At 36.5% G+C, this 13,699-nt stretch carries 9 protein-coding genes; 6 read left to right on the top strand and 3 right to left on the bottom strand.

Annotation, left to right across the window (positions count from 1 at the left end; genetic code table 11):
• The first annotated feature begins 468 nt into the window (after positions 1-468).
• The 4 genes from ACM9HF_RS16620 to ACM9HF_RS16635 all read left to right on the top strand — a co-directional run bounded on the left by ACM9HF_RS16620 (position 469) and on the right by ACM9HF_RS16635 (position 6,735).
• Positions 469-2,565 carry a DUF1800 family protein gene (locus ACM9HF_RS16620; RefSeq protein ID WP_473611608.1) on the top strand — a complete coding sequence of 699 codons (2,097 nt, stop codon included), beginning with the start codon at positions 469-471 and terminating at the stop codon, positions 2,563-2,565.
• 15 nt (positions 2,566-2,580) lie between these two features.
• On the top strand, positions 2,581-3,927 hold the full coding sequence (locus tag ACM9HF_RS16625) for a DUF1501 domain-containing protein (protein ID WP_473611611.1): 1,347 nt from the start codon (positions 2,581-2,583) through the stop codon (positions 3,925-3,927).
• A gap of 304 nt (positions 3,928-4,231) precedes the next feature.
• Positions 4,232-4,864 carry a hypothetical protein gene (locus ACM9HF_RS16630; RefSeq protein ID WP_473611615.1) on the top strand — a complete coding sequence of 211 codons (633 nt, stop codon included), beginning with the start codon at positions 4,232-4,234 and terminating at the stop codon, positions 4,862-4,864.
• Between the two features lie 245 nt (positions 4,865-5,109).
• Positions 5,110-6,735, top strand: coding sequence for a 7TM-DISM domain-containing protein (locus ACM9HF_RS16635; RefSeq protein WP_473611619.1), 1,626 nt, complete (start codon positions 5,110-5,112; stop codon positions 6,733-6,735).
• Positions 6,736-6,795: 60 nt separating this feature from the next.
• Here the strand turns inward: ACM9HF_RS16635 and maiA are convergent, their stop codons facing one another.
• Genes maiA through hmgA form a run of 3 tightly spaced genes read right to left on the bottom strand, consistent with a single transcriptional unit; the run spans position 6,796 to position 10,114 of the window.
• On the bottom strand, positions 6,796-7,440 hold the full coding sequence (gene maiA / locus ACM9HF_RS16640) for a maleylacetoacetate isomerase (RefSeq protein ID WP_473611623.1): 645 nt from the start codon (positions 7,438-7,440) through the stop codon (positions 6,796-6,798).
• 15 nt (positions 7,441-7,455) lie between these two features.
• Positions 7,456-8,784, bottom strand: a complete 1,329-nt coding sequence (fahA, locus tag ACM9HF_RS16645) for a fumarylacetoacetase (protein ID WP_473611627.1) — start codon at positions 8,782-8,784, stop codon at positions 7,456-7,458.
• Positions 8,785-8,809: 25 nt separating this feature from the next.
• Entirely contained in the window at positions 8,810-10,114 is a 1,305-nt protein-coding gene (gene hmgA / locus ACM9HF_RS16650) for a homogentisate 1,2-dioxygenase (protein ID WP_473611631.1), read from the bottom strand.
• A gap of 582 nt (positions 10,115-10,696) precedes the next feature.
• Here hmgA and ACM9HF_RS16655 point away from each other — a divergent pair.
• A complete protein-coding gene (locus ACM9HF_RS16655) occupies positions 10,697-11,596 on the top strand; it encodes a LysR family transcriptional regulator (RefSeq protein ID WP_473611635.1) in 900 nt (299 codons plus the stop codon).
• A 115-nt stretch (positions 11,597-11,711) separates the two neighbouring features.
• Positions 11,712-13,490 (top strand): GGDEF domain-containing protein, encoded by a 1,779-nt coding sequence (locus ACM9HF_RS16660; protein WP_473611638.1) that lies wholly within the window; start codon positions 11,712-11,714, stop codon positions 13,488-13,490.
• Positions 13,491-13,699: the final 209 nt, after the last annotated feature.

Below are 13,699 nucleotides of genomic sequence, written 5' to 3' on the forward strand. Positions count from 1 at the left end.
ATATTCTTTTAAATGAGTTTAACAACTCAGCTGTATATGAAAAAGTTTTGTTAGATTCAATAAAGTTTGGTACTGCTCTAGCGTTATCCACATTCCTTACATTCATTTAGGAACTTTATAGGAATTAATAAAGCATCAGTATTTATAAACCAGACGTTCTGAACTTACATTTTAAATGGTTTGGATATAAATATATTTATTTTTTCACGGCATCAGCGCAGTCTTTATCTAACCCACAATATCTATATCTTAAGTCCTAAATAAATAATTTCTTTTATATCATGTTGATAAAATTATTTTTTTAACGTCTCAAATCATGATTTAGGACGACCTGCATGCTTTACATCGTTAATTTCCCACTTTAAAAATTCTAATGTAGCGTAATATTTTATTTAAGGTTTGCTAAATATGCATAATTTAAACCCGCTTTTATCTTTGTTATACATAATGAAAAGATATAAAAAATTCATGATGTTTCTGGTAGTTTTTTGTACCGCTGCCAGTTCATATGCAATGGAGCCAGTTGCTGCTGTAAGGTTATTGCAACAAGCGACATTTGGCCCAACACAAGAACAAATAACTAAACTTGAAAAAATGAGTGAAGAAGCATGGATTGATGAGCAATTATCTAAGCCAGCGACTTTACATAGGTCTTATTATGATGCTGCTTTTGAGTATCCGCGAGCTAACTTTAGGCGTAATCAAGGATGGTTGAAAGCGGCATTACATGCGGAAGATCAGCTACGCCAACGTATGGCATTTGCATTAAGCCAAATATTTGTGGTTTCTCAGGTGGGCACAAGCTTAGAGCGTTACCAAGCAGGATTAGTTAACTATTACGATACATTGATTGATGGTGCTTTAGGTAATTATCGTGATCTTATGTACAAAGTTACTATGCATCCTGTTATGGGAACCTATCTCACTTACTCACCAAATTATAAAGCTAATCCTGAAGGTTCAAATGAGGCTGATGAAAACTATGCTCGTGAGATGCTACAACTTATGAGTTTAGGTACTTATTTGCTCAATCAAGATGGAAGTTATCAGGTTGATGAACGTGGTAAGCCGATTGAAACATACTCTCAAGCACAAATTAAAGGCTTCGCTAAGGTATTTACCGGTTTATGTTATTCGGGCCGTTGTGATTGGCGTTTTGGTGATTATACGAAACCTATGGCCATGAGTTATAACGCACATGATCTTACTGAAAAACAATTGCTTTCAGTAACACTGCCTGCAAATCCTAAGAGTGTAGAAGAGGATATTCAAGCAGCTCTTGATGATGTTTTTGCTCATTCAAATATAGCTCCCTTTGTTAGTCAACGATTAATTCAAATGTTAGTTACATCTAATCCTACACCTGGTTATATAGCTCGAGTTGCAGCGGTATTTAATGATAATGGGAATAATGTAAAAGGGGATTTAGCTGCTGTTGCTAAAGCTATACTTCTAGATGATGAAGCACGTAATGGCCATATGGGTGAAAATGCGCTGGAGTTTGGTAAGTTACGTGAGCCACTTATTATGATGACTCATTTTTTCCGAGCGTTAGATATGTATCAAAATACCGATACGCCTGAAAGTGGTTTTTATAAATTGGAAAATGATTTATACCAAGCTCCAATGATGGCCTCTTCTGTATTTAACTTTTATCATTTTGATTATAGTAATCCTAGATTATTACAAGCGGGATTAGTTGATGAATCAGAAGCTATAGATGAGCCTCAAAATACAGATACTCGTATAATAAGCTTGGAATCAGCAAACTATCCTGGACATTTTGTGCAGCATGTTGAAAGTAAAGTAAGAATTAGTGCTATAGAACCCGAAGAGGTAACTGCTCAGTGGAAAGTTGTTGAAGGTCTTGCGGGAGAAGGTACGTTTTCACTTGAGTCTGTAGATGTACCAGGTAATTTTCTTCGCCATAGGAAAGGCAATATTTTACTTCAGCCATTTGAAGATAAACAACTTTATAGAGAAGATGCTAGTTGGTTTTGGAAAGATGGATTTGTTGATCCTAATGCTATTTCTTTAGAGTCATTGAACTATTCTGATGAATATATCCGTCATCGTAACTATTTCTTAGACAGAACCGTTATTAATAGCGAGCTGGATAAAAATGATGCAACTTTCTTTGTGAAAGATCTAGTTAGTACAACCACAGGTACTAATAACCCAAGTAGTAATAAGCCAAATTTAGTTTTTCCTGTATTCGAACTTTCACCTGAAGACAAATTGCTTTCTCGTTTTAACTTTATTCATAGACATGTTGTTGGAGGATCTGCGGCAATGCGTGCATATGATAAATGGGCTGAAATTATTAATGAAGGTCAAACTAGAGAAGAAGGTATCAACAACTTAATTGATTACATTGATTTAATGTTTACTCAAGGTGAAATGTCAGATGCACTGAGAGAACAAATTCTATATATCATCAATATGGTTCGCCAAAATGATACTAATTTAAATGGGACTTTGAAAAATCAGCACAACGACTCTAACGCTTTGAATGCAGTAATGATGTTGCTGTTTACAAGTCCAGACTTTGCCATTCAACGATAATTAAAGGGGGAAAAAATGGAAAATTTAACAATGAATCGTCGTCGTTTTATGCGCAATATGCTAGTTAGTGGCTCTGCGGCTTACGCGGCAGGTGGGATGCAGTTGGTTAATGCTGCTACCGCGCAAGATCAAACGGATTATAAAGCATTGGTTTGTGTGTTTTTATTCGGTGGAAATGACTCATTTAACATGCTCACACCTTTGCATGGACAGGCAAGAACTGACTATGAAAATGTGCGAGGAGGGTTAGCTCGACCTTTAGGGTTAGAAATATTTCCTCGCGGTCAAAGTTTTGAGGGAGGGTTGGCTCTTGATATTGAAATGGCTGGATTAAAAGATTTATTTGATCAAGGGAAGTTAGCTATACAAGGTAATGTGGGGCCTCTTATTGAACCCGTATTAGATGAGCAAGGTAACATAAGACCTGATAGTTCTTATCCTAAAGGTTTATATGCTCATGATGCCTCTCAGCAAAACTGGATGCGTGGTGCTGATTTAGCGCAAAAAGGTACGGGGTGGGGCGGACGTGTATTAGATGCTGTGGAGGGCGAAAACTCTTCCAATCAAGCATTTATGAGTAATATTAGCTTAGCAGGATCTAATTTCTGGCAAGCAGGGGCACTTCATAGCCCATACAGTATTCCTCGAGATGGAAAAATACAGACCAATTTTATGGGTAACGGTAATATTACTTGGATCCGAACGAATGCTATTGAAAACTTACGTCGTAGTGAGAAAAGTAATCACAGACTTAAAGCCGCTTTTGGGAACCTATTTGAAAATGCGATGGATAACAATAGTAGCCTCGTTGAGCAACTCGCTGATGTTGAAGAAAGTACGATTGTTTTTCCTGGAGATAATGGTCTTGCGCAAGACTTAAAGGCTGTATCTAAAATGATTGAAGTAGGGCGTAATAATGGTTTAAGTCGTCAAGTATTCTTTGTTGGCTTAGGTGGTTTTGATACGCATAATAATCAAAGCAGTAGCCATCCTAATTTACTTAGAATATTAAGTGAAGCTATGGCAACATTTTACGATTACAGTGTAGAGAAAGGCCTGGAAAATAATATTACAACATTTACCATGTCTGATTTTGGGCGTTCAATACGATCTAACGGTGACGGTACAGATCATGGTTGGGCAGGACATCAATTTATCCTAGGTGGCGCAGTTGATGGTGGTCGAATATACGGAGATATGCCGCTTCAAAGTTCTTCAACCAATCCAGTACCTACTACATCGAATGAGCAGATGTTTGCTTCATTGGCCAAATGGTATGGCGTTACTGATGATCAAGCGCTTAAACAAATTTTTCCTAATTTGAAAAACTTTAATGCTAATCCAATTGACTATTTCGGATAAGTTTACTTCTTAAATACCTCTTCTACCTTGTAACTTTATGAGGTAGAAGAGGCATGTTTAATAGACAGAATACCTCAGTTCAGTCCATCCTTTTCTATACGTTGGTATAGCAACTTTTTTATTACGTTCAATATTATGTATAAACATGTGAAAGGAAACGTTTCGTTAATATTGGTATTACTGCTTCTGGGGGCTGTAATATTTAATCACTCTTTACATTAATGATAACGGGGTACGCTGATGGTAATTTGCAGAATATGTAGTATTAAATCATTTAATTATTATGCAAAGTAATGGAATAATCATGAAGCTTAAACTTTTTCAATATATGCTAATCGTCCTGATCACGATAAGTAGTATTAACTTGGCAAATGCCTCTTTGTTAACTTGGGACTTTACGAGTGTTGTTAAATGCATTATTCAAGATGGCTCTAATAAAATCGATGGTAGTATTACAGGGGGTTCTACATTGTTTGAAAGTATCCCTTATGACAGTAGATTTATGAAGTATTCACCAAGGATCTACTATTCGGATCCCATTGGTACTTTTACTCTTTCAGGTTTAGGATTGTATAGCTGGAACGCTGATGTTTCTGTGTTATATAACCGTGATGGAGATATTTATGATGTTAATAGAGATTATTATTTAAGTGAAATTCGCGAATCTATAGAGATTAGTTTCTTGGATTATAGCCAAAGTTATGTTGATGGTTTATTAACAGAAAACTGGTATATACCGCCGTTAGAATTTAGCAATATCGTTTTTGACTACACGTTAAAGCTTGATACGAGCCCATGCTGTAAGGATTCCCGTTTACAGGGGGATATTGAATTACATACATCACCATCACCGAACAATTCGCCAGAACCTTTTAAATTAGCTGTTTTTGCTGTTGGCTTGATGGGAATGGGATTACACCGTATAAAAAAGCGCTAAGTGAATATCAGTTTTATTAAATAACGGTAGTGGTTATTGATTCTTCTCGGTTGCTTAAATTGATCTGGATTAGCTTAAAATAAGGTATGTTATTTGAACAATTCCAATCAAGAAGAAATGTTGATAATGGTGTATCTATAATATAAAGTACTCCGCATTAAAGTTTTAACTCGGCTAATAAGGCAATAAGTGTGGGCAGACGAATAGCACTTATTTTACTCTTTATAGTCTAATAAGGAATGTCAGTGCTTCACTGGAGTATAAGGATATTAAGCGTATTTTTTGCGTTGTTTGCAAGAATGACTTTCGCTACGACTACAGATTTTATTGTATTAGAGGATCAGCACACCGTTACTTTCCCTACCTTAGAATATCAAGCGATAGAGGCCGATTTTGATACCATTAAAGAGCTTTCTACAGGTTGGGCAACTACAGAATCAGAATTATTTAATGTAGGCTTTTCTCCCTCTACTTTTTGGCTTAAGGTAAAATTAAAGAATCAAAGTAGAAATGATGAATGGTTTTTAACTTTAGATAATACTCGACTTGATTTTGTTGACTTTTACTTATTGAATGGTGAAGGCTTACAGTATCTTTCATCAGGCGACCATCGGCCTATTTCTGGGCAATCTTCATCTTCTCCAACGTTTAAATTCTACTTAGCCCAAAATCAATCTGCACAACTTTATATCCGAGTACGTTCTGAAGCAAAAATAGATTTTACCCCTAAAATACGCGGTAGTTTTAAATATGGGGAACATCTTTCTGAGGTCAAACAAATACATGTTTTTTATGTATTAATTTTATTAATGTTTGTAGTTTTTCAATTGGCTTTAAATCAGAGGATAATCAATAAAATTAATCTATATTATATAACTAGCTTATGTTTTGGATTTGCTTACAGCCTATTTTATTATGGCGAAGGTAATTTATTATTTTGGCCAGACAATATAATATTAAAAAATCGTGGTTTTTTTGTTTTTGCTATGATGTCATATGTGTTTTCAACCTTGTTTCTACAAAAGTACCTACGTAGTCGTATTATCTCTCCACATCTACATTATTTACTAAATTGTTTCTTGGTGTTTCTTGGGGTTAGTATCATTATTATATTATTTCCTGTAACAAATATGGTACGTGTAGTATTGGTTTTGCTAGCAACCTTTGCAATGTGTTTATTTATTCTTATTGGTACAGTGCGAACTATTCGTTACGATAGTTATTGGGCTATGGGGCTGGCAGTTCCGTTATTTTTTACTATCTTAGCCTTGATTATTTATACATTTACTTTTCTTGGTGTATTGCCTAGTACAACATTTACGTCGCACTTAATATTATGGTCTATGCCCTTAGATATATTGATGATATCGGTAAGTTTGGTGTTTAGACATTCGGCCTTACGTCGTGAAAGAGATGCTTTATTAGCTAAGATGCGAAATATCTCACTACAACAAAAGAATATGGATACGGGAGAGGTATTGTCGATAAAGCCGTCACTGATGGATAGTAATCAATGTGAGCCTAATAAACGACTTAGTAATATTAATACAGATTCAACTATTCTAAGATTAATTCAATATCTTGAGCATGATAAACCATTTTTGGAGCCAGGAATAAGTGTTGAAGATGTAGCATTGCATTTACAGGTGAGACCAGATCAACTATCAACTTTAATAAATAAAGAGTTGCATACCTCTTTTCCAACGTTGATCAATATTAAACGCTTAGAAGCCGCAGGTGAACAGCTTAAAACACAGCCAAATAAAACAGTTCTTGATATTGCTCTAGAGTGTGGTTTTGGTTCGAAAAGTAGTTTTAATCGGTTGTTTAAGGGGCATTTTAATACAACTCCTTCTCTTTATCGCAAATAAATAACTAAAGTTAAGGTATACGTATTACTGCCTGAGGTTAATTTATGTAATTGTTAACGATCAGATCGCTTTAGGATTAGGAAAATCTATTTGACTTTCAGGCTTTGCCTCATCAAATGCAGGCAGTTTATTGCAGTTGTTATAAACAGCTAAAATATTAGGGTAGAGTGTCATATCAAGCTTAAAACGCAGAGCATTATATACTTGTGGAACAAGGTATAAATCTACTAAGGATACTGTGTCGCCTAAGCTATAAGGTGTTGCCTTTATTTGACTTTCTAACGCGTTAAACCCTTTGTTTATCCAATGAAAATACCACAACATTTTTTCATCTTCATTCACGTTCAAGGTTTGTGTTAAATATTTAAGCACGCGTAAGTTATCGAGTGGGTGAATATCGCAGGCAATTAAATCAATCATGCTGCGTACTTCTGCTGCAGCAAACGCGTCAGTAGGAATCAGTGGGTGCTGCGGATACAGCGCTTCTATATATTGAATAATAGCGCCAGACTGGCTTAAAAACCGACCGTCGTCTGTTTCTAAACAGGGCACTAGGCCCTGAGGTTGTTTATCAGTATATGGAGCTTGTATATGCTCACCTGTTAGTAAGTTTACCGGTACTAGCGTGTGTGCAACGTCTTTTAAGTTTAATGCAATTCTTACACGGTAAGCCGCAGAAGAACGATGGTAGCTATAAAGTTTCATATTTACACCTGTTCATTAGCTAACATATTTATTTGCGACAGCAGGAAGTACCGTACCTACCACTTCACCAAAACCAATTCTAGCTGCGCCTTCACGTTGACATGAAGCGCGCATAATAATGGTATCGCCGTCTTCTAAAAAGGTACGTTTTTCACCGTTTGGTAAGCTAAACGCTTCTTTGCCACCTTTACTTAACTCTAATAAAGACCCCGCTTCAGGCTCGGTTGGGCCTGACTGTGTACCTGAACCTAGTAAGTCACCCGCGCGCATAGTACAACCGTTACTTGCATGGTGTGTTACTAGTTGTGCTGCGGTCCAATATGAGTGTTTAAAGTTAGACGTTGATAGCTGAACCATAGGTTGGTTAGCGTCACGCATTTTTTGTGTTTCAATGTAGCATTCAAGATTTATGTCTAAGTTACCTTGCGCTGAGTTTTTGTCAGAGCTTAAATAAGGCATAGGTGCAGGATCTGCTTCAGGGCGTGTGAACGAGTCGCGATACGGAGCAAGTGCTTCCATGGTTACAATCCACGGTGAAATAGTTGAGGCAAAGTTTTTCGCTAGAAATGGCCCTAAAGGTTGGTATTCCCACGCTTGAATATCGCGTGCAGACCAATCGTTAAAAACACATAAGCCGAATAAGTGATCTTCAGCATCGTCAATATCAATTTGCTCGCCTAAGCTTGTTTCTTTACCAATAAACAAGCCCATTTCTAGTTCGTAATCTAAACGCTTACAGGGGGCAAAAATAGGTGCTTCCATGTCAGGTGTTTTTGTTTGGCCAATAGGGCGATGAAACTCTTGACCTGAAATATCGATAGTTGAAGAACGACCGTGGTAGCCAATAGGGATCCATTTATAGTTTGGTAATAATGGGTTGTCGGGTCTGAATAATTTACCTACTGAGGTTGCATGATGAATTGATGTGTAAAAATCAGTGTAATCACCAATAACACAAGGCATGCCGTATTCAATATTGGCTTGGTCAATTAAACAGTCAGCAATTTTATCTTGTAAATTTGAACCAGTTCTAAGGGCTTGAGACAAGGCTAATCGTAATGCTGAGTTTGCTTCTTTACCCATAGCCATTAAGGTATTTAATGTAGTTTCGCTACTAGCTTCTAGCGCTTGTTGAGTAAGCCCAGTAAAGATGTTTTTTTGCGCTAATGCCGCTAAATCTACAACTTTTGAACCTATAGCAACTGCGCCACGAGGTGCTTCATTACTCCCTTTAGGTTTAACAATAGCAAAAGGTAAGTTTTGAATAGGGAAGTCGCTGTTTTCATTCGCGCAGCTTACCCAACTTGTTAAGTTTACGTCATGAGTTTCATTAATTTGTGTCATTACTTATTCCTATTATTGGGTATAACTATTTCTTACCATTAAAATGCTTTTTCATGTTGCCCCAGCAAGCTAAATAGTTTTCTTGTTTAGCGGGTGTGGTTAAGGAAAATTCGGTTGGTTCAATCACATAACGCGATTCGAACATAAAGGCTAATGTATTTTCGTATCGTTGCGGAGCAAGTTCTGCATTGCTGGCTTTTTCGAACACATCGGCTTCTGGACCATGGGGTGTCATGGTGTTATGTAAACTCATACCACCGGGCACAAAGCCTTTTTCTTTCGCGTCGTAAACACCTTCAATAAGTCCCATAAATTCACTCATAATATTACGGTGATACCAAGGTGGGCGGAACGTGCCTTCTGCCACCATCCAACGAGGAGGAAAAATTACAAAGTCTACGTTGGCTACACCTTCTTCACCACTAGGTGAAGTAAGTACGGTAAATATTGAAGGATCGGGATGATCAAAACTTACGGTGTTTATTACATTAAAGCGCGATAAATCATATTTATAAGGTGCGCTAGTACCGACCCAAGCAACTACATTCAATGGTGAGTGATCTAAAGCGGCTTGATGTAGCTCACCGCAAAACTTAGCAATAAGTTGGTAATCACCTTCTACGTCTTCAAACCATGCCGTAGGGTATTGAAAGTCGCGGTCGTTAGCATAACCATTGGCACCTACAGGGCCACGTTCTGCTAAGCTCAGTGCATGGCCATAGTTTTCACAAATGTAACCACGAATAGGGCCATCAACAGGGTCTATTTTAAAGGTGATACCACGAGGAATAACTAAAATTTCACCGGGTTTTACGTGCAAAATACCTAATTCAGTATAGGCAATTAATTCACCTTGCTGAGGTACAAACAACATTTCGCCATCAGCACTGTAAAAAAAGCGATTACCCATGCCTTTGTTTGCGGTATAAACATGAATACCAATACCTGCTTGGCCTTTGGCATTACCGTTAGCAGCCATGGTCGTTAAACCATCAATAAAATCAGTTGGCTTAGTAGGTAGTGGTAAAGCGTTCCAACGCATAACATTGGGCGGGCATGTTACTTCAGTAATCGGCCCAGTTCTTAATAAACCTTTATCAATAGGAGTAAAGTCACCCATACTGATTGAAGGCTGAATTCTGTACATCCAGGTTCTACGGTTTGTATTACGCGGTGCAGTAAATGCGGTGCTACTAAATTGTTCTGCGTATAATCCGTATGGACATTTTTGAGGATTAAATTGGCCAATAGGCAAAGCGCCTTTAAGTGCTTCTGACTCGTGCTCATTGCCAAAGCCGTTTGAATACTTAAGAGAATTAATATCTATCATTATTACCTCTTTTAACATTGACGTGGTTAATGCATAAGTTTATGTAAAGTAATGTACTTTTTGTGTTTTAGGTTGTTACTTATTACATAACCAGAGCTCAAGTTACTTTCTCATATGTATGATTAACTGTAGTTTACGGCGGTAAGACTGCTTGAGTAAATTGCACTTAAGCATTAATTCTTCAGGCGTTTGTACAGCTATGTTTACCGTTACTGTAAATGGTTTAAGTATTATTAAAGCCACTTTTTTAATCCATGATTTAATAGATTTTTTCTATATACGGTTATTGCCTGAATGAATACTTAACTATATTTTTAGCAGGATGAAAGGCTCTTGTTAAATATAAAAGGTGTTAATGAATTTTATTATTTTATCTATTAATCAAATGGTTATGTTTTTTATCGAAGGGTAGGTAAATATGTACTTCTTCACTTACGTTATTGAAAAAAGAATTGATGAAGTTTAGTTTTATGAGCATTTTTATTGTTATGTTGTTCTGCATTTGTATTTTTTGATAAATAGCAAGATTCATTAACTTTTTAAATGTATATTAACGTTTACATATTATTTAGGAATAGTGTGATGAACGTAACATTAAAACAAATTAGGGCTTTCGTTACCGTTGCAAAAAGCAATAGTTTTGCTGAAGCGTGTGAAATTCTTCATTTGTCTCAACCTGCTTTAAGTATTTCTATAAAAAACTTAGAAGCTACCGTTGGCGGCCCTTTATTTATTCGCTCAACGCGCAGCGTGTCTTTAACGCCTGAAGGTGAAAATTTTTTTCCGGTAGCTAAAAACTTATTAATTAATTGGGACGATGCCTTTAGCGACTTAGGTAATTTGTTCTCGTTAAATAGAGGTAAATTAACACTGGCGGCTATGCCTTCTTTTGCCAGTAGTGAATTACCGGTTCAATTGCAAAAATTTAAAGCAAGCTTTCCTAAAATTAATATTAAAGTACATGACGTAATCGCCGAAGATGCTGTAAATATGGTACACAATGGCCAAGTAGAACTGGCATTAACTTTTGATCCTGACGAAGCCGATTATTTGCATTTTGAGCCATTATTTACTGATAACTTTATTATTGCACTTCCACAAGAACACCCGTTATTAAAGCACGATATTATTACGTGGCAGATGGTGTCGCAATACCCTTTTATAACGCTACAGCGTCCATCGAGTATTAGACAATTACTTGAAACATCGTTAAGTGATGAGAATATTGATTTAAATATAGAGTTTGAAGCGAATCAGCTCGCCACTATTGGGCAAATGGTATCTATTAACTTAGGTATTAGTGCTATGCCGTCTTTATGTAAAACACAATTACAAGCGCAAGGCGTAATTTGTAGGCCGTTAACATCACCGCCTATTAGTCGTAGAGTAGGTATTGTTACTCGTAGGCGCTATCCTCTTTCAAGTGCAGCTAAAGCCTTTATTGATATTATTAAAAATGAATATCATTCTCGCACAATATAAATTTGTAACTCATTGTAAATATTTACATTTTATTAACTTTTGATTGTTTGTTTGTAATAAAACTGACATGAATGTTTTATAAAGTGTACAAAACCCTCCGCCTTGAAAAGTTACTTTGAAAAAGCAATTACAAACAATCATTGAAAATGAGCAATTAACGGCTTTATTTCAACCTATTTATAACACTAAAGAAACAGCTGTGTATGGATATGAAGCACTTATTCGAGGACCGTCTGATAGCCCATTGCATAGCCCGCAAGCTTTATTTGATGAAGCCGTAAATCACGGGCTTTTATCAGAACTTGAACTGGTTTGTAGGCGCATATCTATTGCGCGTTTTGTAGAATTACAGCTTAAAGGGAAGTTGTTTTTAAATGTTAGCCCTATGGTATTTTTACAGTCAGACCATCCACAGGCTGTTACCTTATCTTATTTAAAAGAACATAACTTATCGCCCGAGCAGGTGGTTATTGAGCTAAGCGAGAAATACCCGATTGATGCGTCAGATCTTTTACAAACGGCGCTACTGCATTATCGTAACTTAGGCTTTCAAATAGCGGTTGATGATTTGGGGGCAGGGTATGCAGGGCTTAAACTGTGGTCAGAAGTTAAACCTGATTATGTAAAAATAGATCGGTATTTTATTAATCAGTGTGATCAAGACCCAGTAAAAAGAGAGTTTATAAAAAGCATTCTTAACTTGGGGCAAAGTATTAACGCTAAAGTAGTAGCAGAAGGTATTGAAACCCAAGGTGAGTTTGAACAATTAGAAGAGTTAGGCTTGTCTATTTACCAAGGCTTTTTATTTGCAAGGCCTGCGTTATATCCTCCGTTAGAGCTACCCGTAATATTGAAAAATAGGCAGCGTTCGCAACTTTATCCTGTTCATTTTGAGCAAGTTGCTAGCTCGTTATTACAGCAATTAACTCCTTTAGATCATAACGAGTTAACAAAAAACGTTGTTGACTATCTTCATAAAAATCCAAAAATCAATTCAATTCCTGTGGTTAAAGATCATAAACCTATTGGAATGATCTTGCGGGATCATATTCTAGAATTGTTTTCTACGCCTTATGGTCGAGCGCTAAATGAGAAAAAACCGGTTGTAGAAACGATGTTGAAAAATCCGGTAATTGTTGATGTAGATGCAAGATTAGACGAAGTGGCTCAAATGGTGACTTCTGAACATAATGAAAAATTACTATGGCACTTTATTTTAACGCAAAAAGATAAATACATAGGCATTGGTTCTGTGCGTGATTTATTGCGACAACTTACGCAGTTGCAATTACAGCATGCTAGATACGCTAATCCATTAAGTTTACTACCAGGCAACGTACCTATTTATAGACACGTAGATAAATTGATTTCTCGTAAACAACATTTTCACTTTGCCTATTTTGATTTAAATAATTTTAAGCCTTATAACGACCAATATGGTTATGCTAAAGGCGACCAGATTATTCAGTTAGTGGCTAATCTTGTGCAGCTGCATTGTCAGGGACATGACTTTGTTGGTCATATTGGTGGTGATGACTTTGTTGCTGTATTTCAAGGAAAACACTGGAGAAGCAGCTGTGAAAAAATACTTGAAGATTTTGACCAGCAAATACAGCAGTATTACACCAAAGAACATTTACTCGCTGGGGGAATTAAATCTAAATCTAGAACGGGCGAATTACAGTTCTATCCTTTATTGAGTTTAGCTGTGGGGGTTGTAGAACCTAACCTCGATTTATGTTTATCGCACCATGACATTGCTGAAATGGCTACAGCCGCTAAAAAGCAAGCTAAGCAAGTAACCCATTCTTCTATCTTTGTGTGCCAGCGAGGTGCTCCTTCATATAGAGTAAGAGAAAATCATAAAAATAAAGTATTAGAAAGAGTACTGTAATTTCATATCCCGAAGAATAAACCTATTTGAATAATGAGTTAAATAACCTGAACTCTGGTTAAGTTATTTTACTCAGTAATGCTATTTAAGCGCCTATCTGCGTTGTTTTTACTTCCAATAACCTGTTAACTAAAGTTCAGGTTAAATAGGTATGATTTCCTGCTAAGTTTACAACGAGCTTTAATGTGATCTTACGACTAAAATATACT

The sequence above is a fragment of the Colwellia sp. RE-S-Sl-9 genome (genome assembly GCF_048296855.1).
Taxonomy (GTDB): Bacteria; Pseudomonadota; Gammaproteobacteria; order Enterobacterales; family Alteromonadaceae; genus Pseudocolwellia.